At 69.0% G+C, this 25,449-nt stretch carries 28 protein-coding genes; 13 read left to right on the forward strand and 15 right to left on the reverse strand.

Annotated elements, in window-relative coordinates; all coding sequences use genetic code 11:
* Positions 1 to 28: 28 nt before the first annotated feature.
* Positions 29 to 1,171: a BMP family lipoprotein gene (locus tag AMYBE_RS0127625; RefSeq protein WP_020662644.1), complete on the reverse strand. Its 1,143-nt coding sequence runs from the start codon at positions 1,169 to 1,171 to the stop codon at positions 29 to 31.
* Positions 1,172 to 1,741: 570 nt separating this feature from the next.
* Here AMYBE_RS0127625 and sdhC point away from each other — a divergent pair.
* The 5 genes from sdhC (at position 1,742) to AMYBE_RS43700 (ending at position 6,278) form a co-directional block, all read left to right on the forward strand.
* The gene (gene sdhC, locus AMYBE_RS0127635) at positions 1,742 to 2,185 is read left to right on the forward strand and encodes a succinate dehydrogenase, cytochrome b556 subunit (RefSeq protein ID WP_084470158.1); all 444 of its coding nucleotides are present in this window, start codon (positions 1,742 to 1,744) and stop codon (positions 2,183 to 2,185) included.
* A gap of 4 nt (positions 2,186 to 2,189) precedes the next feature.
* Complete coding sequence (locus tag AMYBE_RS0127640; protein WP_020662647.1) at positions 2,190 to 2,606, forward strand: succinate dehydrogenase hydrophobic membrane anchor subunit; 417 nt, start codon at positions 2,190 to 2,192, stop codon at positions 2,604 to 2,606.
* 25 nt (positions 2,607 to 2,631) lie between these two features.
* Positions 2,632 to 4,386: a succinate dehydrogenase flavoprotein subunit gene (gene sdhA, locus AMYBE_RS0127645; RefSeq protein ID WP_020662648.1), complete on the forward strand. Its 1,755-nt coding sequence runs from the start codon at positions 2,632 to 2,634 to the stop codon at positions 4,384 to 4,386.
* Entirely contained in the window at positions 4,386 to 5,156 is a 771-nt protein-coding gene (locus AMYBE_RS0127650) for a succinate dehydrogenase iron-sulfur subunit (protein ID WP_020662649.1), read from the forward strand. Before sdhA ends, AMYBE_RS0127650 begins: the two co-directional genes overlap by 1 nt.
* A 156-nt stretch (positions 5,157 to 5,312) precedes the next feature.
* Positions 5,313 to 6,278, forward strand: coding sequence for a hypothetical protein (locus tag AMYBE_RS43700; protein WP_211226864.1), 966 nt, complete (start codon positions 5,313 to 5,315; stop codon positions 6,276 to 6,278).
* A 72-nt stretch (positions 6,279 to 6,350) separates the two neighbouring features.
* Here AMYBE_RS43700 and AMYBE_RS0127660 read toward each other — a convergent pair whose 3' ends face one another.
* On the reverse strand, positions 6,351 to 7,739 hold the full coding sequence (locus AMYBE_RS0127660; RefSeq protein WP_027928076.1) for a S8 family peptidase: 1,389 nt from the start codon (positions 7,737 to 7,739) through the stop codon (positions 6,351 to 6,353).
* 68 nt (positions 7,740 to 7,807) lie between these two features.
* On the reverse strand, positions 7,808 to 8,053 hold the full coding sequence (locus tag AMYBE_RS0127665; RefSeq protein ID WP_027928077.1) for an SCO4848 family membrane protein: 246 nt from the start codon (positions 8,051 to 8,053) through the stop codon (positions 7,808 to 7,810).
* 42 nt (positions 8,054 to 8,095) lie between these two features.
* Here AMYBE_RS0127665 and AMYBE_RS0127670 point away from each other — a divergent pair, with 42 nt between their 5' ends.
* Positions 8,096 to 9,334, forward strand: coding sequence for a D-alanyl-D-alanine carboxypeptidase family protein (locus tag AMYBE_RS0127670; RefSeq protein WP_034287302.1), 1,239 nt, complete (start codon positions 8,096 to 8,098; stop codon positions 9,332 to 9,334).
* A gap of 51 nt (positions 9,335 to 9,385) precedes the next feature.
* Here AMYBE_RS0127670 and AMYBE_RS0127675 read toward each other — a convergent pair whose 3' ends face one another.
* The 5 genes from AMYBE_RS0127675 to AMYBE_RS0127695 form a co-directional block, all read right to left on the reverse strand.
* Positions 9,386 to 10,306 (reverse strand): patatin-like phospholipase family protein, encoded by a 921-nt coding sequence (locus tag AMYBE_RS0127675; protein ID WP_020662654.1) that lies wholly within the window; start codon positions 10,304 to 10,306, stop codon positions 9,386 to 9,388.
* A gap of 164 nt (positions 10,307 to 10,470) precedes the next feature.
* Entirely contained in the window at positions 10,471 to 11,484 is a 1,014-nt protein-coding gene (gene yhjD / locus AMYBE_RS0127680; RefSeq protein ID WP_020662655.1) for an inner membrane protein YhjD, read from the reverse strand.
* Between the two features lie 107 nt (positions 11,485 to 11,591).
* The gene (gene trpS / locus AMYBE_RS0127685) at positions 11,592 to 12,611 is read right to left on the reverse strand and encodes a tryptophan--tRNA ligase (protein ID WP_020662656.1); all 1,020 of its coding nucleotides are present in this window, start codon (positions 12,609 to 12,611) and stop codon (positions 11,592 to 11,594) included.
* Between the two features lie 215 nt (positions 12,612 to 12,826).
* On the reverse strand, positions 12,827 to 13,348 hold the full coding sequence (locus AMYBE_RS44235) for a hypothetical protein (protein WP_020662657.1): 522 nt from the start codon (positions 13,346 to 13,348) through the stop codon (positions 12,827 to 12,829).
* Between the two features lie 330 nt (positions 13,349 to 13,678).
* On the reverse strand, positions 13,679 to 14,494 hold the full coding sequence (locus AMYBE_RS0127695) for an exodeoxyribonuclease III (protein WP_020662658.1): 816 nt from the start codon (positions 14,492 to 14,494) through the stop codon (positions 13,679 to 13,681).
* A gap of 82 nt (positions 14,495 to 14,576) precedes the next feature.
* Between AMYBE_RS0127695 and AMYBE_RS0127700 the strand changes: the two genes are divergently transcribed.
* On the forward strand, positions 14,577 to 15,329 hold the full coding sequence (locus AMYBE_RS0127700; RefSeq protein ID WP_020662659.1) for an MBL fold metallo-hydrolase: 753 nt from the start codon (positions 14,577 to 14,579) through the stop codon (positions 15,327 to 15,329).
* A gap of 164 nt (positions 15,330 to 15,493) precedes the next feature.
* On the opposite strand, the gene AMYBE_RS0127710 is transcribed toward AMYBE_RS0127700, so the two are convergent.
* Both AMYBE_RS0127710 and AMYBE_RS0127715 read right to left on the reverse strand, forming a co-directional pair.
* Positions 15,494 to 15,805, reverse strand: coding sequence for a hypothetical protein (locus AMYBE_RS0127710; protein WP_020662661.1), 312 nt, complete (start codon positions 15,803 to 15,805; stop codon positions 15,494 to 15,496).
* Between the two features lie 187 nt (positions 15,806 to 15,992).
* Positions 15,993 to 17,216 carry an NADP-dependent isocitrate dehydrogenase gene (locus AMYBE_RS0127715; protein WP_020662662.1) on the reverse strand — a complete coding sequence of 408 codons (1,224 nt, stop codon included), beginning with the start codon at positions 17,214 to 17,216 and terminating at the stop codon, positions 15,993 to 15,995.
* Positions 17,217 to 17,567: 351 nt separating this feature from the next.
* On the opposite strand from AMYBE_RS0127715, the gene AMYBE_RS0127720 reads away from it, so the two are divergent.
* The gene (locus AMYBE_RS0127720; RefSeq protein WP_020662663.1) at positions 17,568 to 17,933 is read left to right on the forward strand and encodes a DUF2203 domain-containing protein; all 366 of its coding nucleotides are present in this window, start codon (positions 17,568 to 17,570) and stop codon (positions 17,931 to 17,933) included.
* Positions 17,934 to 17,962: 29 nt separating this feature from the next.
* The gene (locus tag AMYBE_RS0127725; protein ID WP_020662664.1) at positions 17,963 to 18,562 is read left to right on the forward strand and encodes a class I SAM-dependent methyltransferase; all 600 of its coding nucleotides are present in this window, start codon (positions 17,963 to 17,965) and stop codon (positions 18,560 to 18,562) included.
* 180 nt (positions 18,563 to 18,742) lie between these two features.
* On the opposite strand, the gene AMYBE_RS0127730 is transcribed toward AMYBE_RS0127725, so the two are convergent.
* Positions 18,743 to 19,156 (reverse strand): DUF2000 domain-containing protein, encoded by a 414-nt coding sequence (locus tag AMYBE_RS0127730; RefSeq protein WP_020662665.1) that lies wholly within the window; start codon positions 19,154 to 19,156, stop codon positions 18,743 to 18,745.
* Between the two features lie 50 nt (positions 19,157 to 19,206).
* On the opposite strand from AMYBE_RS0127730, the gene AMYBE_RS0127735 reads away from it, so the two are divergent.
* Together AMYBE_RS0127735 and AMYBE_RS0127740 are read left to right on the forward strand one after the other, a co-directional pair.
* Complete coding sequence (locus AMYBE_RS0127735) at positions 19,207 to 19,968, forward strand: AraC family transcriptional regulator (protein ID WP_027928080.1); 762 nt, start codon at positions 19,207 to 19,209, stop codon at positions 19,966 to 19,968.
* A gap of 27 nt (positions 19,969 to 19,995) precedes the next feature.
* On the forward strand, positions 19,996 to 20,577 hold the full coding sequence (locus tag AMYBE_RS0127740) for an HhH-GPD-type base excision DNA repair protein (RefSeq protein ID WP_020662667.1): 582 nt from the start codon (positions 19,996 to 19,998) through the stop codon (positions 20,575 to 20,577).
* Between the two features lie 30 nt (positions 20,578 to 20,607).
* Here the strand turns inward: AMYBE_RS0127740 and AMYBE_RS0127745 are convergent, their stop codons facing one another.
* Entirely contained in the window at positions 20,608 to 21,255 is a 648-nt protein-coding gene (locus AMYBE_RS0127745; RefSeq protein ID WP_020662668.1) for a spermine/spermidine synthase domain-containing protein, read from the reverse strand.
* Between the two features lie 13 nt (positions 21,256 to 21,268).
* A complete protein-coding gene (locus AMYBE_RS0127750; RefSeq protein WP_020662669.1) occupies positions 21,269 to 22,459 on the reverse strand; it encodes an MFS transporter in 1,191 nt (396 codons plus the stop codon).
* A 98-nt stretch (positions 22,460 to 22,557) separates the two neighbouring features.
* On the opposite strand from AMYBE_RS0127750, the gene AMYBE_RS0127755 reads away from it, so the two are divergent.
* Positions 22,558 to 22,881, forward strand: a complete 324-nt coding sequence (locus AMYBE_RS0127755; protein WP_027928081.1) for an ArsR/SmtB family transcription factor — start codon at positions 22,558 to 22,560, stop codon at positions 22,879 to 22,881.
* Positions 22,882 to 23,073: 192 nt separating this feature from the next.
* Positions 23,074 to 24,255 carry an MFS transporter gene (locus AMYBE_RS0127760; protein ID WP_020662671.1) on the forward strand — a complete coding sequence of 394 codons (1,182 nt, stop codon included), beginning with the start codon at positions 23,074 to 23,076 and terminating at the stop codon, positions 24,253 to 24,255.
* Between the two features lie 27 nt (positions 24,256 to 24,282).
* Here the strand turns inward: AMYBE_RS0127760 and AMYBE_RS0127765 are convergent, their stop codons facing one another.
* The gene (locus tag AMYBE_RS0127765; RefSeq protein ID WP_020662672.1) at positions 24,283 to 24,594 is read right to left on the reverse strand and encodes a DUF3017 domain-containing protein; all 312 of its coding nucleotides are present in this window, start codon (positions 24,592 to 24,594) and stop codon (positions 24,283 to 24,285) included.
* Entirely contained in the window at positions 24,594 to 25,448 is an 855-nt protein-coding gene (locus tag AMYBE_RS0127770; protein WP_020662673.1) for a bifunctional methylenetetrahydrofolate dehydrogenase/methenyltetrahydrofolate cyclohydrolase, read from the reverse strand. The genes AMYBE_RS0127765 and AMYBE_RS0127770 overlap by 1 nt, the downstream gene beginning before the upstream one ends.
* Position 25,449: the final 1 nt, after the last annotated feature.

Consider the following 25,449-nt stretch of genomic DNA (forward strand, 5'->3'; position numbering starts at 1 on the left):
TCCTTCCGAGCCCCGCCGCGTCAATCCGTTACTTGGCCGGCTTGTCCGAAACCGTGATGGCACCGGAGATGATCTGGGCCTTGTACCCGTCGAGCACGTCCTTGATGTCGTCCACCTTGCCGCCGGAGGTGGCGTAGCCGACGCCGTCGGCCTTCAGGTCGAACCGCTTCGGCAGCGTGCTGGTGTCGCCCTTCGCCACGGCCTGCAAGTACTCGAACACCGCGACGTCGACCCGCTTGATCATCGAGGTGATGATGATGTCCTTGTCGGCGGCGACGGTCTTCTGGTTGTACTGGTCGGAGTCGACCCCGATGGCCAGCGCGTTGTTCGCCTTGGCCGCGTCGAACACGCCCTTGCCGGAAGCGCCGGCGGCGTGGTAAATGACGTCCGCGCCGCGGGCGATCTCCGCCGCGGCCTTCGCGTTGCCCTTGGCCGGGTCCTGGAAACCGGAGTAGTCGCCGGCCGGCGTCAGGTACTCGTCCTCGATCTTGATCTTGTTCGAAACGGCCTTCGCGCCCTGCAGGAAGCCGGCCTCGAACTTCTGGATCAGCGGGGTGTTCACGCCGCCGACGAAGCCGATGTGGCATTTCTTGCTCTTGTATGCGGCAGCGACGCCGGCCAGGAACGAGCCCTGCTCCTCGGCGAAGACCAGCGGCGTCACGTTCGGCAGCGTGATCGAGTCGTCGTCGACGATCGCGAACTTGGTGTTCGGGTACTTGGCGGCAACGGCCTTGACCGACTGCGCGTACGCGAACCCGACCGCGACGATCGGGTTCATCCCCTGCTGCGCCATCTGCTCGAGGCGCTGCTGCTTCGCCGCTTCGCTCTCGCTCGCGCTAGCGGTGCTCTCGTTGACGACCGGCACGCCCAGCTCGGACTTCGCCCGGTCGGTGCCCGCGGCGGCCGCGTCGTTGAAGGAGGCGTCCCCGCGCCCGCCGACGTCGAAGGCCAGGCCGACCTTGAGCTTGCTGCCGTCGACCTTGCCCGCGGCGGCGCTGCTGCTCGTCGCTAGAGCCGGTGCGGCAGGCGGCTTCGGGGCCGTGATGCAGTTGGACCCCGAATTGCCATCCGACCCGGACGCGTTGTTGCTGCTCCCACCGGTGTCCTTCGCGCACCCGGCCAGTGCAAGCACCCCAGCCATGGTCGCGGCGGCCAGCGCGGTTCCACGCATGCGACGCAACGTGTGTCTCCCTCCCCGCTGATCCAGCGGACGATCCGAGAACGGCCCGGGCACGATCGCCGGGCTCGACCGCCAGACCGTACCCAACCGCTGGGTAACCGCCATAGGAACGGCACGCTACGTAACACAAACGTTTACTCGAAAGGCCTATCCGCGACCACCTGGGCGCCGTCGGTGATCGTTTGTCCCAAGTCCGTGCAGGGGCCACTGACGGACTCGGATTCCGGCGAGGGGCCCTTCACGGACCGTGGCGAGCGGCCTCCTGGCGCGGAGGCAGTCGTGCCGATGGCTCTCTTGGCCGGTGCCGAACCTGCGCGAACGTGCGCCAGACCACACGGCCGGGTGGTCTGGCGGGGGTGCCGGTGTCTGGTCCATCACAGAGAGGAACCCGGAGGTGAGCGGGGCGTATGGGGCGGGTCTAGCATCCATGCATCCACGCTCGATGGCCCCTGATCTCGGCACCGTCGCCGGCGTTGTCCCCTGTGGAACGACCCCGGCCAAGGGTGCGGACCTCACCGGTCACCCGGGCACGACAGTCATGACGTTGGAGGCCGTTCACCGATGTCCACCACGGCGAGCACTGCCACTGAGGCAGGCGCTAGCGATCGGGCGGGTGCCTCACGCCGGCAGGGAACCTTCTACCGGGGCGACCCGGGCATGTGGTCCTGGGTGCTGCACCGCATCACCGGCGTGCTGACCTTTTTCTTCCTGTTCGTGCACGTGCTCGACACCGCCCTCGTGCGGGTGTCGCCTGACACGTACAACCAGGTCATCGAGACCTACAAGACGCCGATCGTGAACCTGCTCGAGGTCGGCCTTGTCGGTGCGGTGCTCTACCACGCCCTGAACGGGCTCCGCGTCCTGCTCGTCGACTTCTGGGCCAAGGGCCCGAAGTACCAGAAGCCGATGCTCTGGATCATCGGCGTCGTGTGGGTGGTCGTGATGGTTCCGGGTGCGTTCTTCATGCTGAAGCGCACCGTCGAGACGCTTTTCGGGGGTGCCTGATCCCATGGCCGACGCTCTGATTCTCGACAAGCCGCGCTCGCCGCGGCGCCCGTCCGCCCGGCGCAGCAACTTCGAGCTCTACAGCTGGCTGTTCATGCGCATTTCCGGCCTCGCGCTGATCATCCTGGTGCTCGGCCACCTGTTCATCATGAACATCCTCGACGGCGGCGTGCACCGGATCAACTGGGGCTTCGTCGCGGGCCGCTGGGCCTCGCCGTTCTGGCAGTTCTGGGACCTGGCGATGCTCTGGCTCGCCGAGATCCACGGCGGCAACGGCCTGCGCACGATCATCGACGACTACGCCCGCAAGGACTCCACCCGGTTCTGGCTGAAGATCCTGCTGTACGTCTCGATGGCGCTGATCCTGGCCGTCGGCACGATGGTGATCTTCACCTTCGACCCGAACATGTCCGCCAACTGACGTCCCACCACCAGCGGAGAACCTGATGCAGTTCCACAAGTACGACGTGGTGATCGTCGGCGCGGGCGGGGCCGGCATGCGCGCGGCCATCGAGTCCGGCCAGCGCGCCCGCACCGCGGTCCTCACCAAGCTGTACCCGACCCGGTCCCACACCGGCGCGGCGCAGGGCGGCATGTGCGCCGCGCTGGCGAACGTCGAAGAAGACAACTGGGAATGGCACACCTTCGACACCGTCAAGGGCGGTGACTACCTGGTCGACCAGGACGCCGCGGAGATCATGGCCAAGGAGGCCATCGACGCCGTCCTCGACCTGGAGAAAATGGGCCTGCCGTTCAACCGGACGCCCGAGGGCAAGATCGACCAGCGCCGGTTCGGCGGGCACACCCGCGACCACGGCAAGGCCGCGGTGCGCCGCGCCTGCTACGCCGCCGACCGCACCGGGCACATGATCCTGCAGACGCTGTACCAAAACTGCGTCAAGCACGGCACCGAGTTCTTCAACGAGTTCTACGTGCTCGACCTGGTCCTTTCCGAGGGCGAGGACGGCAACCCGATCGCCACCGGCGTGGTCGCCTACGAGCTGGCCACCGGCGAGCTGCACGTCTTCCAGGCGAAGTCGATCGTGTTCGCCACCGGCGGCGCGGGCAAGATCTTCAAGACCACCTCGAACGCGCACACCCTGACCGGCGACGGTCTCGGCATCATCTTCCGCAAGGGCCTGCCGCTGGAGGACATGGAGTTCTTCCAGTTCCACCCGACCGGCCTGGCCGGCCTCGGCATCCTCATCTCCGAGGCGGTCCGCGGCGAGGGCGGCATTCTGCGCAACGCCGACGGCGAGCGGTTCATGGAGCGCTACGCGCCCACCATCAAGGACCTCGCGCCGCGCGACATCGTCGCCCGGTCGATGGTCCAGGAGGTGCTGCAGGGCCGCGGCTGCGGGCCGAACAAGGACTACGTGGTCCTGGACGTGACCCACCTTCCGGTCGAGGTCCTGGAGACCAAGCTGCCGGACATCACCGAGTTCTCCCGCACCTACCTGGGCGTCGACCCGGTCAAGGAGCCGGTGCCGGTGTTCCCGACGTGTCACTACGTCATGGGCGGCATCCCGACGAACATCCACGGCGAAGCGCTGCGCGACAACGAGCACGTCATCCCCGGCCTGTACGCCGCGGGCGAGGTCGCTTGCGTGTCCGTGCACGGCTCGAACCGGCTGGGCACCAACTCGCTGCTGGACATCAACGTGTTCGGCCGCCGCGCGGGCATCGCCGCCGCGGAGTACGCGCTGGCGCACGAGCACGTCGAACTGCCGGAGAACCCGACCGTCCTGGTCGAGGAGCAGCTGGCCGGTCTGCTGTCGGAGCACGGCGACGAACGCGTCGCCGACATCCGCAAGGAAATGCAGCAGACGATGGACTCGCACGCGTCGGTGTACCGCACCGAGGACACCCTCAAGCAGGCGCTGACCGACATCCAGGCGCTGAAGGAGCGGTACCAGCGGATCACCGTGGCGGACAAGGGCAAGCGGTACAACACCGACCTGCTCGAAGCCGTCGAGCTGGGCTTCCTGCTGGAACTGGCGGAGGTCCTGGTCGTCGGCGCGATCGCGCGCAAGGAATCCCGCGGCGGCCACGCCCGCGAGGACTACCCGAACCGCGACGACACGAACTTCATGCGGCACACCATGGCCTACAAGCAGGGCGACGGGCTGTCGTCCGACATCCGGCTCGACTACAAGCCGGTCACCTTCACCCGCTACGAACCGATGGAGCGGAAGTACTGATGACGACGGCCACCCCCGAGGCGCCCTCCGCCAAGGCGTCCGACGAGCACACGCCGATCCAGGTCACGCTGAAGATCCTCCGGTTCAACCCGGAGGTCGACTCCGAGCCGCACTGGGAGACCTACGACGTCCCGGCGCAGCCGACCGACCGCGTGCTGAACCTGCTGTTCTACGTCAAGGACTACCTCGACGGCACGTTCTCCTTCCGCCGCTCGTGCGCGCACGGCGTCTGCGGTTCGGACGCGATGCAGATCAACGGCATCAACCGGCTCGCCTGCAAGGTCCTGCTGAAGGACCTGATGCAGAAGGGCAAGAAGACCGAGATCACCATCGCCCCGATCAAGGGCCTGACGACGTTGAAGGACCTCTACGTCGACATGGACCCGTTCTTCGAGGCGTACCGGTCGATCAAGCCGTACCTGATCACCTACGGCAACGAGCCGACCCGCGAGCGGATCCAGTCCCAGGCCGACCGCAACCGGTTCGACGACACCACCAAGTGCATCCTGTGCGCCTGCTGCACGTCGTCCTGCCCGGTCTACTGGAACGACGGCTCGTACTTCGGCCCGGCGGCGATCGTGAACGCGCACCGGTTCATCTTCGACTCCCGCGACGAGGGGGCCGAGGAGCGGCTGGACATCCTGAACGACGGTGAAGGCGTGTGGCGCTGCCGCACGACGTTCAACTGCACCGACGCCTGCCCGCGCGGCATCCAGGTGACCAAGGCGATCCAGGAAGTGAAGCGCGCCCTGCTTTTCAAGCGCGTCTGACGCTTCAGCTCGGTCCGTGAAGGGCCCCTTGAGGGACTTAGATTCCCGCAAGGGGCCCTTCACGGCTTTTGGCCGAGGTATCCACAAGCCGGGCAGTTGTCCACAGATTCGTGCTGGTCAGCCCAGAAGCGGGGCAGCGCCTGCAGTATTCGGCGTATGAAGAGAACCGGCCGCTGGGCCAGCGAGCCCGGCGTACTCGCCCAGCACAGCAATCATCAGGTGATCCGAGCGATGACGCTCGAGTCGCTGGGCATGGCCAGCAAGGTCATCTATAGAAGATGCCTGCCCGGCGGGCCCTGGCGGCGGCTGCTGCCCGGAGTCATTCTTCTGCACAACAACGATCCGACGCCTGACCAACTCGCGCATGCCGCGCTTCTCTACGCGGGGCCTTCTTCTCAGGTCACCGGTGAAGAAGCATGCCGCAGGTATGGGCTGCGATTGCCCCCGTCCGGAGAACCCAGAATCCACGTGCTGATCCCTCATCAGCGCAAAAGGGTCAGTTGTGGGTTCGTTCTCATCGAACGCACCAAGAGGCTGGCAGCACCTTGGCTGCGGGCTGGCGTCCCACTGGCGCCGATAGCCAGGGCAGCGACGGACTTCGTTCGGCGGACGCAAGCGGTCAACCTCGTTGAGCAGGTCTTGATCGAAGCCGTCCAGCGAGGCCGGTGTCCACCGGGAGTGCTGCTCGAGGAGTTAAATCACGGCACACAGCGAGGTACGGCGATCGCTCGTCGGCTGCTGGTCGAATGGTCAGACATCCGGTCAGTGGCCGAAGCCGAAGCACGCCGCTTGGCGAAGTTGCTGCCCACCCCGCCGACCCACCAAAACCAGGCGCTGCACGACCATGCGGGCTGCTATGCGGGCCGACCTGACTTCTGGTGGGACGACGTCGGACTGGCCTGGGAAATCGATTCGGTGGACTTCCACTTCCACTCGGCCGACTACGCACGAACATTGCGGCGCAACACGCGCTATGCCGCGCTGGGGATTGCCGTAGTGCAAACACTTCCGTCTCGTCTGCGCACCGAACCGAAGGAAGTCTTGAACGAGCTCAACGCTGCCTACCGCGCCGCGCTGTCCCGCCCGCGCCCGCCAGTCCGCCTGCAAACTTCTCACGGTTGAGCTGGTCCGTGAAGGGCCCCTTGAGGGACTTAGATTCCCGCAAGGGGCCCTTCACGGACGTTCAGTGCTACGTCAGCGAACCGCGTCCAGGGCGTTCACCAGGCCGCGCCCGTAGTACGAGTTGTTCTGCTCCGGTCCCTGGCAAGCCGACACGTCACAGGCGACCGGGTCCGCCTCAGCGGTCAACAATGCCGACAAGGCCCGCGGCGGAGCGTGGCGGTGCGTAGAAGCCAACAATGCCGCGACGCCGGCCGCGTGCGGCGAAGCCATCGACGTCCCGCACTTGGTGCCATAGCCACCGTTGAAGATCGTCGACAGCGGGCAGCCCGCTCCCTGCCCGGCCGGCGGCTTCTGGCCCGAGTCGCCGCCCGGCGCGGTGACCGTCACAGAGCCGTAGTTGGAGTAGTAAGACTTCGTCCCGGCGTAGCCGACTGCCGACACCGTGACGACGCCGTCGATCGACTTCGGCAGAATGCCGCACGACGCGTCGACCTTGTGCGGGCGGTTCGGGTCGACGGTCTGCGTACGGACGTCGAAGCCCGAGTTGCCCGCCGCAGCGATGTTCAGGGTGCCGTGCTCCGTCGAGTACGTGACAGCGCGCCGTACGGCCTCGTACGCGGCGGCGTCGCCTGCTTCGTTGCGGCAGTAGAACATGCCTGGGTCGATGTAGTAGCTGTTGTTCGTCACCGGGAAGCGGTGCTTCCCTGCCCACATGAAGCCGCAGACAGCCGCCTCCGGGAAGATGTAGCCGTCGTCGTTCACGACTTTCACCGAGGCCAGCCGGACGCCGGGCGCGATGCCGGTGAAGCCGCGCGAAGCGTCCCTACCGGCGATGGTGCCGGCAACGTGCGTGCCGTGGTCGGAAGTGGTCGGCAGCCACGAAGCGGCGGCAGTGTCCGGCGCGCCGGTGTTGCAGCCGGCCGAAGCACCAGCGTCCACGGCGTGCGCGAGCGCCGGATGCTTCGCGTCGATGCCGGAGTCCAGCACGCCGACGGTCACCGACTGCGAGCCCTGGTTGACCTTGTTCGCCTCCGGCGCGTGGATCGCACGCATGTCCCACTGCTGCGCCGACAAGTCGTCACCGGCGGCGACGCTCTCGGTCTGCTCCAGCATCCCGACCGCCGAGCGCAGCCCGGCTCGGGCGGCGGCCTTCGCGGCGACGTCCTTGCCGCCCGAGTAGGCGCGCAGCACGCCGATCCGGTCGGCGAAGTCCGCGTTGCGCGAGCTGGCGATCGCGACGCCGATCTCCGGGTAATACGCCACCTTCGTGCCGCACTTGGCGGCCAGCTCGGTGTCGACCGTGCGCTGCGACGCGCCCGGTTGGTACAGCACGACGTAGGTGTACGAAGCGCTCGTGGTGTCGCAGGTCGGCGCGGGCGCGGCGGAAGCCGGTACCGCCAGCGCGCCCGCGGCGACTCCGGCAACAGCCACCGGAACCAGCAATCGGCGTAAACGGGACATATACCCTCCATGGTCGGTCGCCAGAACCTAAGTCAGTCCGGCCGAGTCCGCTACCGACCATGGGAGGGTCAAGCGTCTGCGCGTTCCTTCGCGGTCGCCCGGATGCCGCGCCAGCCGAGCACGCCGATGGCGGTGCCGAAGACGAACGACGCGACGGTCAAGATCGCGTGCACGATGAAGTATCCGGTCGGCGAACCGTCGGCCGCCCAGGACTGGTTGCTGGCCCAGAGGTTCTTCGCGAAGGTGATCCAGATGATCCAGGACCAGATGCCGAAAGCGAACAAGGCCATCGCTGTACCTCGTGAAATGCGCATGTTCCGAGTATGCCGCTGGGCCTTCGGCGCTAGATTGCATGGGTGCACCCCGCTTTCGTCCGGTCGCTGCGAGCAATCGCCGCGCCACTCGCCGCAGCCCTCGTAGCCGTCTCCGTGCCCGTCGCGCTGGCCGTCCCAGCGCAAGCGCAGCAGTGCACTGAGCACGCCGCCCCGCCCGCGCCGGTGGACACTTCGGAGAAGCCGAAGCCGGGCCAGACCGTCCCGCCGCCGCTGCCGGTGCCCGCACAGCCGGTGGGCGGCGAGCGGCTGGGCAGCTGCGGCACGGTCCTCCCGCCGGGCGCGCCGGCGCTGCCCGAGGGCGATACCTCGGCGTCCTGGGTGGTGCAGGACCTCGACAGCGGCGCGATCGTCGCGGCGAAGGACCCGCACGCACGGGAGCGGCCGGCGTCGCTGATCAAGACGCTGCTGGCGCTCGTAGTGGTCACCGAGCTGAAGCCGGACCAGGTCGTCGTCCCGACCAAGGAAGACGCCGAGCAGGAGTGCACCTGCGTCGGCATCGCCGCGGGCGGCCACTACACGGTCGACCAGCTGCTGCACGGCCTGCTGATGCACTCGGGCAATGACGTCGCGCACGCCTTCGCGACGGTGCTGGGCGGCGTCGACGCGGCGACCGCGAAGATGAACGCTCTCGCCGCTCGCATCGGTGCCACCGACACCCGCGCCGCGACCCCGTCCGGCCTGGACGGACCGGGTATGTCGACGTCGGCCTACGACCTGAGCGTCATCTTCCACTACGCGATGAAGCAGCCCGAGTTCGCACAGGCGGTGGCGACGAAGGCGTACACGATCCCGGCGGTCGACGGGAAGCCGGCGATCCCGGTGTTCAACGACAACAAGCTGCTCGGCGTGTATCCCGGCTTCCTCGGCGGGAAAACCGGCTTCACCAACGACGCCCGGCACACCTATGTCGGCGGCGCCGCGCGCGACGGGAAGCGGCTGGCCATCGTGATGATGCGCGCCGAACAGCGTCCGACCCGGGTCGTGGACCAGGCCGCGAAACTGCTCGACTACGGCTTCGCGCTGGAGAAGTCCGGTGCGCAGCCGGTCGGCCAGATCGCCTACCACTCGCTCACCACCGAATCCGCTCCGACCGCGGACAGGGAGGTCGCCCCGGCGGGCTCGAATTCGGCAGCCGGCGCGGCGACGCAACAGCCGGACGCGTTCGGCACCACCGGCTGGGTGCTGACCCTGATCGTGCTGGTGATCATCATCGCCGGATTCGTCATCGGCTACCGGCGCAAGCGGAGCGCTCGCTCGTAGCTCGGCCCGGAAGAGGGCGGCTCGCTGGCGCGTGAGCCGCCCTTCTTCGGGTCACTCGAACTTCAGCCGGGACGCCTCCCGCTTGCCCTGCTCGAACCCGGCCCTGGCGCTCGGAATCCGGGTCGCCGGGTCCATCTGATCGATGCCCATCGCGGCTCGCGAGTCCGCGTCCGGGATCAGCACCTCGACTCGACTGCCCTGCTCGCGCAACGCCGCGACCTGGCTTTTCAGGTCCGTGCCGGGCATCTTGCGCAGGCCCTCGAACTGGCCGGGCGGCAGCGGAGCGTCGCCCCACCCGCCGAACGGCGAAAGCACCACGACGGTGGCATATCCGGCGGCCAGATCGGCGTTTTCACTGGAGCGCACGCCGCCGTTGACGTAGTTCTTGCCGTTGGCCCGATGCGTCGGCCCGAGGCCGGGCATGGCGGTGCTCGCGGTGACCGCGTCCGCCAGTTCGACACCGCAGTCCCGGGTCAGCGGAGCCGCGTCGCCAGTGTGCGCGTCGACCGCCATGATGATCATCGGCCGGTCCGGCCAGTCCTGGCTGGGCAGCCGGGCAGCGACCAGGGCACGCCGTTTTTCCGTTTCCTCGGGCCCGAAAGTGGCGTCCCGTTCCAGTCCGAACGCGCCGAGCGCGCGGCGCAGCCCTTCGGCGGTGGTGGCCGCCGCGCCGATCGCCCGGAGCTGGTCGAACACCGGCTCCATCGGCCGCTGCCGCGGGGGCTGGCCCGGTCGTCCCGGCCGAGCCGGTGCGGCCACCACCGCCGCGAACAGTTCAGCGGGCGGGATTCCGCTGCGCACGTGCGCGGCCGCGGTCGCCCCGGAAGAGGTGCCGATGACCAGATCCGCGGTTTCGGTCAGATCGACGCCGGCCTCGGCCAGCCCGGCGACCACCCCGATCGCCCAAGCGTTCCCGGCGGCACCGCCGCCGCCGATGACCAGGGCAAGGTTTGTCGAAGAAGAGTGCGACATGAAGTAGTCCTCTCAAGCATCCGGACACGGGTGCTCGAGGACTGGCGGCGAAGCGCTAGCGGCTCCGGCGTACCGAGGCGAGCACCCGACTCTGCAGGGAAATCGGACTCACCTCCTCCGGCCGTGCGGCTGTTGAACTCAGCGGCAAGAGTACCGGAGCCAGCTCACCCCTTCCGCCTGCCCAGCCAAGCCAGCACCGCGCCGGCGCTGAACGCCCCCGCCACCGCACCGAAACCGGGCCCTTGCTGCACCGTCACCCGCGGCGCCAGCAGCACCGGGGCGGGCGGCTGGACGACCCGGCGCTGGTTCTCCGCCGAGGTGGCCGTCCACGCGGTCACCAGCAAAAGGAAGCGCGACACCAGGTTCGCGAACACCAGCAATCCGATCACTGGCCCGAACAGCGCCGCCGACGGGGACTTCGTGACGCTCGCCAGGTAGTAGGTGGCGACCTGTTGCAGGACGACGAACCCGACCGCCGCGACGAGGGCGCCGCGGACCGCGCTGCGCATGGCGACGTGCTCCCGGGGCAGCCGGGCGATCACCCAGAGGAACACCAGGGCGTTGGCGAGCAGGCTGAGCACGATCGTCGCCAGCCTGAGCAGGAACTCCGCCCAGGACTGGCCTTCGAGCCCGACCAGCCGCAGCAGCAGCGCTCCCAGCCCGCTGCCCGCGGCGGTCAGGCCGAACGAGATCACCAGCGCCAGCCCGAGCCCGATCAGCGACAGCAGGTCCCGGATCGTCCGGCCGACGAACGGTTCGGACTTCTTCTCCTGGCCCCACTGCGCGGTGAGCGCGTCGCGGAGGTTCGCCATCCAGCCGACGCCGGAGTACAACGCCAGCAGCAGACCGAAAACCCCGATGCTGCTGCCGGATTTCAGCGCCGCGCCGGTGATCTGCTGGACCAGGCCCCGCAGCCCTTCCGGCACCGAGTTGTCGATGCCGTGCGTCAGCTGGTCGATCACGGTCTGGTTGTGCCCGAACACCATGCCCATGATCGCGAACGCGACCATGAAGATCGGGAACACCGACAGCACGCTGAAATACGTGATCGCCGCCGCGTAGTGGTTGCCGTAGTTCTCGCCGAACGATTCGTTGGCTCGGATCAGGTGATCCAGCCACGGGTACTTCCGCCGCAGCCGGGGCAGCAGCTTTTCCTTGTCACCGGTCTCTTTCGCCACTGGAAAACGCTAACTACGGCAACCGCCTCCCGCAACGCGAGCGTGGCCTAACGGTTACTGATCGTGCGAGCCCGAGATCATCTTCCGCGCGGGATCGGCGGTGCCGCTCAGCTCGCCGGCAGGAACCCGATCCGGTCGTAGACCGACGCGAGCGTCTTCGCGGCGACCTCGCGCGCCCGATGCGCCCCCTCGGCGAGGACCCGGTCCAGCTCGGCGACATCGTCCAGGTACGACTGGACGCGGTCCTGCAGCGGCGTGACCCAGTCGACGAGCACCTCGGCGAGGTCCTTCTTCAGGTCGCCGTAGCCCTTGCCGTCGTAGGCGGCCTCGAGGTCGGCGATCGTGCGGTCGGTCAGCGCGGAGTAGATCGTGAGCAGGTTGGAGACGCCGGCCTTCTCCTCGCGGTCGAACCGGACCTCGCGGCCGGTGTCGGTGACCGCGGAGCGGATCTTCTTGGCCGAACGCTTCGGGTCCTCGAGCAGCTCGATCAGCCCGTTCGCGGCGGCCGCGGACTTGCTCATCTTCGCGTTCGGGTCCTGCAGGTCGTAGATCTTGGCGGTGTCCTTGACGATGAACGGCTCCGGCATGACGAACGTCTTGCCGAACCGGCTGTTGAACCGCTGCGCCAGGTTGCGGGTCAGCTCGAGGTGCTGGCGCTGGTCTTCGCCGACCGGCACCGCGTTGGTCTGGTAGAGCAGGATGTCCGCGGCCATCAGCACCGGGTAGGTGAAGAGCCCGACGCTGGCGTGGTCGCTGCCCTGCTTGGCCGACTTGTCCTTGAACTGCGTCATCCGGCTGGCCTCGCCGAAGCCGGTCTGGCACTCCAGCACCCAGCTCAGCTGCGCGTGCTCGGGCACGTGGCTCTGCACGAACAGCGCGCTGAGGGCCGGGTCGACCCCGATCGCGAGCAGCTGCGCGGCCGAGCGGCGGGTGCGCTCGAGCAGCACCTTCGGGTCCTGCTCGACGGTGATGGCGTGCAGGTCGACGACACAGTAGAAGGTTTCGTGGGTGTCCTGCATCCGCACCCATTGCCGCAGCGCGCCGAGATAGTTGCCGAGGTGGAAGGAGTCGGCAGTCGGCTGGATTCCGGACAGCACCCGCAGGCGCCCGTTCTGTTCGTCGGACACGCCAGGATTCTTTCAGGCTGGCCAGCGCGGGTCGCCGCGGGCCCAGTGGTGCCGGGTTTCCGGCTGACTGTGGTCGATCGGCGCGACCTCCGAGCGCAAGATCGATTTCGCCGTGCGCTGGTGCCGGGTCGCGCGGTGCCGCCGTTTCGCCTGGAAGCGGCCGGGCTCGGATCGGCGCCTCCGGGCATTCGCCGGACGCGCGGATTGCCCGAGAGTCAGGACTGCTGAACCGGCTCCAGCGGCCGGGTCGCCTCGTCCGCCGAGATCCCGGCCGCTGCCTCCGCGACCTTCGCGCGGGCCTTCCGGCGCTGCCGGACCACGCCCAGTGCCATGCCCACGATCCCGAACCCGACCGCGACGAGCCCGACCGGCCCGAGCATCCCGAACCCGGCCGCCGTCTCGGCTCGGGCGACGCCCTGGTCGGCGAACGCCGTGGCGGTCGTCCCGGCGAGAACGGCCAAGACCGTCGCCAGCACCGTCAGCACGCGCGCACTGGCCACCGCCAGCAGGCTCCCGGCCGCGCGCCGGACGCCGGGAGCCGAGACCCGGCTGCGAAGCGACCCCCGGACCGAACTGTGCGAAACCGGGCCGTCGACCGGGTGGCGAACCGGCGCGAGCGCCGCCGCCGGCGAACCGGTCAGCCCCGGCAGGGCGACGGGCGCGGCCACGATCGGGTGACGAGCTGGACGGCCAGCGGCCAGCGTGGACCGTGTCACGAACCGGCCTGGGTTGCGCACCGGAGTGCCTCCCGCGAAGTGACTGTTCCTGGTGAGCGTCTCACCCGTAAGGATGAGTTCTCGACGTGTTACTCGTGAAAAAACTACCGAGCGTGTCAAGTCCTGTCGGATCTGATCAACTCGGGCGCCGAGACTAGCGCCCACTCGGGGAGTAATCGTGGCCGCCCCCGCGGTGCTCGCGTCGTCCGTGGTCAGCGCCGTGCGCCGCCGGGCCGGGGACCGGAGGACCACGCACCGTGCCCTGCGCCCCCGGCGAAAACCGGTGCCTCAGCCCGGAACCGACTCGAACTACTCTTCGCGGGTTGTTCGCCAACCAGCCACCAGGAACGGTCAGCGCGGGAACGGCACGTCGTAGGTCGCGGTGACCGGCGCGTGGTCGGACCACCGCTGGTCGTACGACTCGGCCCGCTCGACCACCACCGAGGTCGCCTTCTCGGCGAGGCCGGGGGTGGCCAGCTGGCAGTCGATCCGCCAGCCCGAGTCGTTGTCGAACGCCTTGCCGCGGTAGGACCACCAGGTGTAGGGGCCCGGCCCTTCGGCGTCGAGCCGGCGCTGGACGTCGGCGTAGCCCGCCTCGTACACCCGGCCCAGCCATGCGCGCTCCTCCGGCAGGAAACCGGAGCTCTTCTGGTTGCCGCGCCAGTTCTTCAGGTCGACCGTGTCGTAGGCGATGTTCCAGTCGCCCACGACGACGACCTCCCGGCCATCCGCGGCGGCCTTCGCGCGCAGCTCGACCAGATAAGGCAGGAACGCCGCCATGAAGCGCTCCTTTTCGTCCTGCCGTTCGGTGCCGACCTCTCCGCTCGGCAGGTACAGGCTCGCCACCACCACGCCGGGCAGGTGCATCTCCAGATAACGCCCGCTGTCTTCGAACTCCGGCTCGCCGAACCCGACCCGCACCTCGTCCGGCTCGACCCGGCTGTACAGCGAAACCCCGTTGCGCCCCTTGACCGCCGACGACGCGTGCGCGGCGAACCAGCCCTCCGGCTCGACCACCGACGCGGGCAGCTGCGCGGACTCGGCCCGCACTTCCTGACAAGCGACGACATCGGCCTCGGTAGCGGCGAGCCACTCGACGAAGCCCTTATTGACGGCAGCCCGCAGGCCGTTGACATTGACAGTGGAGACGATCAGCACCCACGGCACGCTACCCGCCGGGTCCGACAATTTTCCGCGCGAGGCGCGCAACGGGAGGCTTCGCCGCCTCGCCCGAGCGACAATGTCCGCCATGGCGAGCCTGACCGTACTGGGCAGCTCCGGCGCGTGGCCCGAACCCGGCCGCGCCTGCGCCGGGTTCCTGCTGTCCCACCAGAATTTCCACGTAGTGCTCGACCTCGGCTACGGAGCCGCGGCCAACCTGTTCCGGCATCTCCCGCCGAACCGGCTCAACGCGGTCCTCGTGACCCACGAGCACCCGGACCACATGGCCGACGTCAGCGCGCTGGGCCGCGCCTGGCACTACACCGTGCAGGCGAACGCCAGCGGCGAACCGCCCCGGCTGCCGCTTTACTGCACTCCGGGCACCGTCCAGCGGCTGGCCGCGATGGAACCGCACCCGCACCCGGCCGATCTGTTCGACGTGCACGACCTCGCCGCCGGCACCCCGCCCGAGCTCGGCCCCTTCCGGCTCGCCCTGGTCCCGCTCCCCCACTACAAGCCGAACTTCGGCATCCGCCTGACCGCACCCGGCCTCACTGTCGCCTACACCGGCGACACCGGTCCTTCTCCCGCTATCGCCGACCTCGCCCGCGACGCCGACCTCCTCGTCTCCGACGCCACCCACCGCGTCGCGCCCTCGCCGCCCCGCTACCTCATGACCGCAGAGGAAGCCGGTCACTGGGCCGCCCAGGCCAACGCGCGCCGTCTCCTGCTTGCCCATTTCTGGCCCGGCACCGACCGCGCCGCCGCCGTCGCCGATGCGCAGGCCCATTTCCCTGGCGAGGTCCTGGCCGCCGAAGAAGGCCGCACCATCCTGCTCTGATCCGCGAAACGATCCCGAAGCCACCCGCGCGGCCACCTGCGCCGTGCTGACGACCGCGTCCTCCGCGCCGGCTACTCGCATTTACCAGTCGGCGCGCAGGCTGTGTCCGGCACCGGTACGGGCGGCCAGCGAAGCCGTGATTTCGGCGCTCAGCAATACCGCGGTCAGCACTTGGCGCCGGAAACCGGCTGCACGAAGTTGTTCGCCACCCACTTGCCCTCGGCGATCTTCCGGAACCCGTTCTGCACCACGGTCTGCGCATCGAATTCCGCGCCGCGCAAATATTTGCCGACGATTTTCCCGTTCCCCGCGGCGGTCTCCCGTGCGTTCAGCACGTCGGCGGTCACCGCAACCTTGCACCCGGTCGGCGATCCTTGCGCGTCGGCCTGCCCTTTCTGGCTCAGCGCGAAGACGATTACGACCGCCGCGATCGCCCCCACGATCATCAGCATCTTCTTGGGTATGCCCAGGATCACGGCCGCTCCTCAGTCGCGAAAACCCCCTCGGCCAGGGTAGGCAACCCTGACCGGACCGGAACAGGTTTTCGCGCCGTTACCACCCGGAGGCGCCAACCCGGTCATCCGCGAAATACGAAGCGTGATAGCGAAGGGCACCTCGGAAGACTCCTCCGAGGTGCCCTTCAGGTGAACAGCAGAAGAAAGATCAGCCCTGCGCGATCTTCTTCGCCAGGTTCTCGTCCAGCGTCGCGAGGAATTCCTCGGTCGTCTGCCACTCCTGGTCCTTGCCGACCAGCAGCGCGAGGTCCTTGGTCATCTTGCCGCCTTCGACGGTGTCGACGACGACCTTCTCCAGGGTGTTCGCGAAGCCGATCAGCTCCTGGTTGCCGTCGAGCTTGCCGCGGTGCTCGAGGCCCCGGGTCCACGCGTAGATCGACGCGATCGGGTTCGTCGAGGTCGGCTTGCCCTGCTGGTGCTGGCGGTAGTGCCGGGTGACCGTGCCGTGCGCCGCCTCGGCCTCGACGGTCTTGCCGTCCGGGGTGCGCAGCACCGAGGTCATCAGGCCGAGCGAGCCGAAGCCCTGCGCGACCGTGTCGGACTGGACGTCACCGTCGTAGTTCTTGCACGCCCAGACGTAGCCGCCCTCCCACTTGAGCGACGCGGCGACCATGTCGTCGATCAGCCGGTGCTCGTAGGTGATGCCCTTGGCGTCGAAGTCGGCCTTGAACTCGGCCTCGAAGATGTCCTGGAACACGTCCTTGAACATGCCGTCGTAGGCCTTGAGGATGGTGTTCTTGGTCGAGAGGTAGACCGGGTACTCGCGGTCGAGGCCGTACTGCAGCGACGCGCGCGCGAAGTCCTCGATCGACTTGCGGAAGTTGTACATCCCCATCGCGACGCCGCCGCCCTCGGGGAAGTTCGCGACCTGGAACTCCATCGGCTCGGAGCCGTCTTCCGGGGTGTAGGTCATCGTCAGCGTGCCCGGGCCGGGGACCTTGAAGTTGGTGGCCTTGTACTGGTCGCCGTGGGCGTGCCGGCCGATGATGATCGGCTTGGTCCAGCCCGGCACCAGGCGCGGCACGTTCCGCATGACGATCGGCTCGCGGAAGATCACGCCGCCGAGGATGTTGCGGATGGTGCCGTTCGGCGACAGCCACATCTTCTTGAGGCCGAACTCCTCCACGCGCGCCTCGTCCGGCGTGATGGTGGCGCACTTGACGCCTACGCCGTGCCGCTTGATGGCGTTGGCGGCGTCGACGGTGATCTGGTCGTCGGTGCGGTCCCGCTCCTCGATGCCCAGGTCGTAGTAGTCCAGGTTCACGTCCAGGTACGGGTGGATCAGCTTGTCCTTGATGAACTGCCAGATAATGCGGGTCATCTCGTCGCCGTCGAGTTCGACAACGGTGCCCTGGACCTTGATCTTGGCCATGAGCAGCGGTGCTCCTTCCGCGGATCTTCGCGTTGCGTCTTTGCTCTCTTCGTAGCGGTACAAGCGTACTGCTTAACAGAGCTGGATGGTTCCAGAAGTGGTCGGAATCAAGTCTCCACCACCCTTGACTCCAGCCGTCGGCCGGGCCGTTCGCGGAACCGGACGAGTCCGGCGGCCCTCCCGGCGTCGCCCCGGCGGGCAGCCGGACCGCTGCCGCCCTGCTCGACTGGATGGTTCGGGCGCACTGCCGGAAACGGGATTCTCCTGGTCAGCATCGGTCTCGCGGAGCGGTTTGGCGTGCCGGCGAAGGCAGCCGCGAACCGGCCGCGGGCCCGGTGAGAACATTTGCAGATGGGACTGTTCACTCTCGCCGAGGCCCGTGCCGAACTAGCCCGGCTCCGTCCCGTCCTCGGCGAACTGATCCGGCTGCGCGCCGACGCCGCCGAACTCGCCGCGTCGCTGCGCCCGGGCGGGCCGGACACCGAGCTCGGCGGGCTGCCGGAGTGGAAGGCCGCGCAGGCCCGGCTGGACGACCTGATGGCCGCGGTGCAGGCGACCGGGGCGGAGCTGAAGGGGTTCGCCCCGCTGCTGGTGGACTTCCCGGCTTCGCTCGAGGGCGAGGACGTGCTGCTGTGCTGGCTTGAGGGCGACGCCGGGCTGTCCTGGTACCACCGGGTCGACCTCGGCTTCGCCGGCCGCCGGCCGATTCCGGGATAATCGCTGGTCCGCCCTACTACGGTGAGCTGGTGAGCACGCCTTTCGACGCCGACGCGGCGGAATACGACGAAGACACCTTCCACCCCTACGTGGCCGAACAGCTGATCAGTGGTCTGGACCGCGCGCCGAAGCTGCTGGTGGACGTGGCCGCCGGCACCGGCGCGGCGGCGTTCGCGGCGCTGCGGCTGGACCCGGCGGCGGTGCTCGCGATCGACCTGTCCCCCGCGATGATCGAGATCGCCCGGGACAAGGCCGCCGTCCAGGACCCGGACGGACGCATCACGTGGCAGGTGGGCTCGGCGCTGCCGCTGCCTGTCGCCGACCGCGAAGCCGACGCGGTGGTGTGCGCGTCCGCACTGCACTTCCTCGGTCAGCGCGCACTGACCGACTGGCACCGAGTCCTGCGCCCGGGCGGGAAGCTGGCGTTCAGCATGGTGTCGGCGGAGCGGTTCAAGCCGAGCGGCAAGTTCGCCGAGCTGGTGCCGCGCGACCTGCGCGTCCCGAGCACTCTGGAGGAGGCGGCGGCGCTGGCCACCGACGCCGGTTTCCGCTCGGCGACAGCACAGCACGTTCAGCTCGACCAGGGCGACCGAGTCCGGCAGGTGTTCGCAGTGTTCGCCGAGGCTTAAAGCTTGTCTCACGTGGTGCTGTCGTGATGCCTGGGCGGGCAGTGTGCGTCTGTCCGTGAAGGGCCCCTTCAGGGACTTGGATTCCCTCAAGGGGCCCTTCACGGATAGGCCAGCGGACGGTCGGTGCTCGTGCTGTCCGCCGCGCCCGGCCAGCTGGGGCATGGTGAAGCCGGCGCTTTCTCAGCCGTGCAGCCGAGCCCCCTTGAGCACCTTGTCCACCGCGTTCTTCGGCCCGTGCACCGCCATCCCCGCGAGCGCCAGTTTCTCCGTCGGCACCGCCCGCACCGCGGCGCGGTTGTCGACGTCGTTGCCGGTCTGGAACAGCTCGTCGGTGAAGATCGAGAAACGCAGCCCGCGGGCGAGGGCCCGGCCGCGCGCGGTGCCGAGCACCTCGGCGGCGGCCTCGAACACCAGTACCGGCTGGCGGAACATCGGAAGGTACTCCGTGTCGTCTGCGTCGAGGTAGGGCTCGCCGAGCAGTTCCGGTGTCTCCCGGGCCAGCCCGCTCACCAGGAACGCCGTGACGTTCAGCCGTTGCCAGGTCGCCAAGTCGTCCCGCAGCAGCACGGCGATCTTAGTGTCGAATCGGATCATGCCGCCCAGCTTCGGCCGGGCCAGGCGCGCGAGTCTTGTACGTTGTGAACATGGCCGTGTCCGCCTGGCACCCGCCGGTGCCCGGAATCGCCGAGGCGTTCTACGCGCGGTTCACCGACCATGCCTACCCCGCGCACACGCACGAAACCTGGACGTTGCTGATCGTCGATGACGGCGCGATCGCCTACGACCTGGACCGGCACCACCACGGCGCGCTCGGCGCCTCGGTCACGCTGCTGCCGCCGAACGTCGCGCACGACGGGCGCTCCGCCACTAGTCACGGTTTCCGCAAACGCGTGCTGTACCTGGACGCCGACGTCATCGGCGAAGACCTCATCGGTGCCGCCGTCGACCAGCCGAGCCTGCGGGACCCGGTGTTGCGCACGAGAATCCACCAGCTGCACGAGTCGCTCGGCGACCCGCTGGAGGCGGAAAGCAGGCTCGCGCTGGTCGCCCATCGGCTGCGCACCCACCTGGGCCACCCAGCCAGGACGCCGCCCGAGCGCGGCCTGGCCGACAGTCTGCGCGACCTGCTGGACGAACGGCTGCCCGGGACGCTGACCCTCGCCGAGGCGTCCGGTCTGCTCAACGCGCACCCGGTCCACCTGGTCCGAGCCTTCGGCCGCCGCTTCGGCTTGCCCCCGCACCGCTATGTCACCGGCCGCCGCGTCGACCGCGCCCGGCGGCTGCTGCTCGACGGCATCCCGCCGTCCGCCGTCGCGGTGACCGCCGGGTTCGCCGACCAGGCCCATCTCACCCGGCACTTCCGCCGTTACCTCGGCACCACCCCGGCCCGCTTCGCACGCGGTTGACCGGCCGGTTTGTGCGAAGATGACGCCATGCTGCGCGAACTGCACCTGACCGGCGACGAGGCCGCCGACAAGCTGCTCAACGACGACCCGTTCGCCCTGCTCACCGGGATGCTCCTGGACCAGCAGTACCCGATGGAGCACGCGTTCGCCGGCCCGCGGAAGATCGCCGACCGGATGGACGGGTTCGACCTGGGCAAGATCGCCGCGACCGACGTCGAGGAGTTCGTGGAGATGTGCGTGGTGCCGCCGGCGATCCACCGCTACGGCGGTTCGATGGCGCGCCGGGTGCACGCTCTCGCGCTGCACATCATCGAGAACTACGACGGCAAGACCGAGGGCATCTGGCTCGACGGGCGACCGAAGCCGGACGGCGAAGAGGTCTTGAAGCGACTCAAGGCGCTGCCCGGTTTCGGCGAACAGAAGGCGAAGATTTTCCTGGCGCTGCTGGGCAAGCAGCGCGGAATCACCCCGAAGGGCTGGCGCGAAGCAGCCGGCTCGTACGGCGACCGCGGCTCCCGACGGTCCATTGCGGACGTGACGGACGCGAAGACGCTCGGCGAGGTGCGCGCGTTCAAAAAGGCAGCGAAGGCAGCCGCAAAAGCTGGCTGAGCCTGGTGCGTGTTGGTGCCGGTTCTGACCTCACGAGTTGCGCGCGAACCAAATCACGTCCGGCTCGCCCCGCGGCACCGGCACCGCCACCACGTCCACGTCTTCGAATCGCTCCCGCAGCCGGGCGGTGAACTCCGGGGCCGCCCCCGCGCTCCACACCGCGAGCACTCCGCCCGGCCGCAGCAGCTGCCCCAACCTTTCCAGCCCGGAATCCGTGTACAGCGAGGTGTTTCCCTCCGTCACTGTCCACTCTGGACCGTTGTCGATGTCCAGGCACAGTGCGTCGAAGGTTTCGCCGGTGGTCCGCAGCCACTCGATCAGATCTCCTTCGACCACCCGCACGCGCGGGTCGTCCAGCGCGCCGTCGTGGACTTCGCGCAGCGGGCCGCCGCGGTTCCAGCGGATCACCGCTGGTTCCCGTTCCACCACCACCGCCTCGCCGACCGAGCCGTGATCGAGCGCGGCCCGCAGCGAAAACCCGACGCCCAGCCCGCCGATCAGGATCCGCGCACCCGGCGCGAGCCGGTCGGCCGCTCCGGTGACGAGCAGCCGCTCCGACTCGCCGTTGCGGGTGTCCATAAGAAACACCCCGTTCTCGATCACCTCGAACACGGTGCCGTCTCGTCGCAGCACCAGTTCTCCACCGCGTCCGGGCACGGTCTCCAGTACCTCCGCCACGCCCGGCAGCTTCTCAGACCGCGACCTCCTCGCGGACCGCAGCCCGCCTCCGCGCGCCCCAGAAGAACACGACCACCAGCAGCGCCGCGGCAGCGAGGACCGCGGCGACCTCCGGCAGCACGGTCGGCCCGGCCGAGGTCAGCACCGCTCCGCCGACCACGCCGGACAGCCCGACGCCCAGGTAGATCGCCGAAGCGTTGAGCGACAGCGCGAGACCCGCGTGCCCGGGCGAAAGCTCGATCAGCCGGTGCTGCAGCGGCGGGCTGAACGCCCAGTTCGCCAAGCCCCACACGAACAGCGTGATCCCGGCCCCGGCGACGGTCGTCGCGGTGAACGGCAGCAGCACCATCACCGCGGTGAACGCGACGAGCACGATGAGCAGCGGCTTGCGCGCGCCCCACCGGTCGGCCGCGCGGCCGCCGGCGAAGTTGCCGATCGCGCCGCCGATGCCGTAGCAGAACAGCAGCACGGTGATCGTCCCGCCGGAAACCCCCGCGGTCGCGGAGAGCACCGGCGACACCAGCGTGTACACCATGAACGCGGCCAGGCAGGCGAGCGTGGTGGTGAGCAGCAGCGCGACGACCCGCTTGTCGCGCGCGACCGCGAACCGTTCGGCGAGCCGGACCGCGGGCGGCGGCGCGACCTTCGGCAGCGCGATCTGGACGCCCACCGCGCCGAGCAGCGACAGGACGCTAACGAACAGGAACGCACCCTCGTAGCCGAACTGCTGGGAGATCACGCTTCCCAGCGGAACGCCGAAGATCAACGCCACGGTCAGCCCGCCGAACACCAGCGAGACCGCGCGGCCGCGTCGCTCCGGCGTCGTCAGTTCGGCCGCGACCGCGGTGGCGGCGGGCGTGTATACGGCAGCCCCGATCGCCGTGACAACCCGCGCGATCAGCAGGGTGCCGTAGCCGGGCGCGACCGCGGCGAAGAGATTGCCCGCACCGGCCGCCATGAGCGCGGCGACCAGCAGGGTGCGTCGTTCCCATCGGCCGGTCGCCGCCGCGAACAGCGGTGAACCCAGCGCGTAGGCGATCGCGAAGGAAGTGACGAGCTGCGCCGCGGCGGTCGCGGAGATGTGCAGCTCGGAGGTGAGCGCCGGCAGCAGCCCGGCCACGATGTAGCCGCTGGTGCCCACGCCGAAGGCCCCGAACGCGAGCACCGAGTTCCGGGCCGCCGCCGAGGACGAGACGCTGGACATGAAGCCCCCAAAGCAGTTAGTACGACTGTCGTCGTAGTTCGATGACGACCGTACACGGCCGCGCCGACAATTTCGACAGGCGTCGTACTATGGACGACATGCCTGCCTCCGCGCCGCTGCCGCCGCTCGCCTACCCGGACCGGGACGAGATCACCGTCGAAGGGGTCCTGCGCGCACTCGCCGACCCGGTCCGGCTGGCCATGGTCCGGCAGCTGGCGCGCGCGGAGACGGAGATCTCCTGCAGCGGTTTCGAGGTGCCGGTGACCAAATCCACACTCACCCACCACCTGGCCACCCTGCGTCAGGCTGGCGTGATCGCCGGCCGGCAGGAAGGCACCACCCGGTACAACTCGTTGCGCCGCAAGGATCTCGACACGCTGTTTCCCGGTCTGCTGGACGGCGTGCTGGCCGCCCCGCGCTGAGCGGTCGCGGCACGTGGCGGGACTCACCCGAATACCGGGATGACAAGGCCGCCCTCCATCGGTTGAACTGGAGCGAGACAGCACGACGGCGTCGGGGCCGCCCAGGCTGTCTAGTTTTTTGCCCACGTTCTAAAGCGCTTCAGAAGACCTGCCTCCGAGCGTGGGAAATCGATTTCTCCGGGAAGGAGAGCTGTGCCCATCGCGTTGCTCGCGCTCGCCGTCGGCGCTTTCGGCATCGGGACCACCGAGTTCGTCATGATGGGTGTGCTGCCCCAGACCGCCGCGGACTTCCACATCAGCATCTCGTCCGCCGGCAACTTCATCTCCGCCTACGCGCTGGGCGTGGTCATCGGCGCTCCGCTGATCACCGCCTTGGCGGTCAAGCTGCCGCGCAAGACCATGCTGCTGGCGATGATGGGCTTGTTCACCATCGGCAACGTGCTGTTCGCGCTGTCGCCGAACCAGGAGTTCGGCATCTTGTTCCGGTTCCTCGCCGGACTGCCGCACGGCGCGTTCTTCGGGGCGGGCGCGGTCGTCGCGTCGAGCCTCGCGCAGCAGGGACAGCGTGCGAAGGCGGTGTCGATGATGTTCATGGGCCTGACGCTGGCGAACGTCATCGGCGTTCCGCTCGGCACCCTGCTCGGCCAGCAGGTCGGCTGGCGCGCCACGTTCGGCGCGGTCGCGCTCATCGGGTTGGTGGCGATGGCCGCGATCGCGAAGCTGGTGCCGCACCAGGGCCGCCCGGCCGACCCGTCACTGCGCGGCGAACTGGGCGCGTTCCGCCGCCCGCAGGTGTGGCTGGCGCTGGCGATCGTGATGTTCGGCCTCGGCGGCGTGTTCGCCTGCATGTCCTACATCGCGCCGATGCTGACCGACGTCGCCGGCTACTCGCCCGCGAACGTCACGGTGCTGCTTTCGCTGGCCGGCGTCGGCATGACGATCGGGAACTACGTCGGCGGACGGCTCGCCGACAAGGCGCTGATGCCGAGCCTGTACGTCGCGCTGCTGGCGCTGGCGACCGTGCTCGCGGTGTTCACGGTGACCGCGCAGGGCAAGGTCGGCGCGGCGATCACGATCTTCTTCGTCGGCGTCGCGGGCTTCATGATCGGCCCGATGATGCAGGCGCGGATCATGGAGAAGGCAGGCGGCACGCCGTCGCTGGTGTCGGCCGCGGTGCAGTCCGCCTTCAATATCGCCAACTCGATCGGCGCCTACCTCGGCGGACTGGTCATCGCCGGCGGGCTCGGCCTGCTCGCCCCGAACTGGGTCGGTTCGCTGCTGGCCGTGCTCGGCGTTTCCATCGCCGCGGTGTCCGGACTGCTGGACCGCCGCGAGGGCCGGGTCCAGGACAAGGAACTCGCGCTGGCTTCCTGACGACCTGTCGACACCTCGTCCTGGGTGCTAGGACGAGGTGTCGAACGGTCCGCCCACGATAGTGAGCGAGATGTAGAGAATCGCCGCGCAGAGCGCGCCGTAGGTCAGCACATCGACTGTCCGGCTGGCGCGGATCGCGAGCAGCCCGGCCCGCTCCTCCGGCAGCACCAGGCGCAGCAGCCCGGCGACGAACAGCGCGCCGGCGACCAGCACCGCCCCCTCGCGCCAGTGGTACTGCAGCGCCCGGACCACCGCGCCGGCCAGCAGCACCAGCACCGCCGCGAACGGCAGGTGGACGAGCCAGGGACGGCCTCCGCGCCGTTCGCCGGACATCGCCATCAGCGCGCGGCCGCGCGTTCCGCGGCCTCGACCACGTTGCTGACCAGCATCGCCCGCGTCATCGGGCCGACCCCGCCGGGATTCGGCGACAGCCAGCCGGCCACCTCCGCGACCGCCGGGTCGACGTCGCCGGCGAGCTTGCCGTCGACGTGCGAGACGCCGACGTCCAGCACCGCCGCGCCCGGCTTGACCATGTCCGGCTTGATGATCCCGGCGACACCCGCCGCGGCGATCACGATGTCCGCGCGCCGCACCTCGGCGGCCAGATCTCGGGTGCCGGTGTGGCAGAGCGTCACGGTCGCGTTCTCGCTGCGCCGGGTGAGCAGCAGGCCGAGCGTGCGGCCGACGGTGATGCCGCGGCCGACCACGGTGACCTGCGCGCCGTTCAGCTCGACTCCGTGCCGCTTGAGCAGCTCGATGATCCCGTACGGGGTGCACGGCAGCGCGCCCGCTTCGCCAAGGACGAGCCGGCCGAGGCTGATCGGCGCGAGGCCGTCGGCGTCCTTTTCCGGGTCGATCCGCTCCAGGATGCGGTTCGTGTCGAGATGCTTCGGCAGCGGCAACTGGACGATGTAGCCGTGGCAGGCCGGGTCCGCGTTGAGTTCGTCGATGACGGCTTCGAGCTTCTCCTGCGAGATGTCCGCGGGCAGGTCGCGGCGGATCGAGTTGACGCCGATCTTCGCGCTGTCCGCGTGCTTCATCTTCACGTAGGAGTGCGAGCCGGGGTCGTCGCCGACCAGCACGGTGCCCAGGCCCGGGGTGATCCCCTTCGCCGCGAGCGCGGCCACCCGCGGGCGCAGCTCCTCGAAGATCGCGTTCTTGGTGGCTTTGCCGTCGAGAATCTTCGCCGTCACC

The organism is Amycolatopsis benzoatilytica AK 16/65, assembly GCF_000383915.1.
In the GTDB taxonomy this organism is placed as follows: domain Bacteria; phylum Actinomycetota; class Actinomycetes; order Mycobacteriales; family Pseudonocardiaceae; genus Amycolatopsis; species Amycolatopsis benzoatilytica.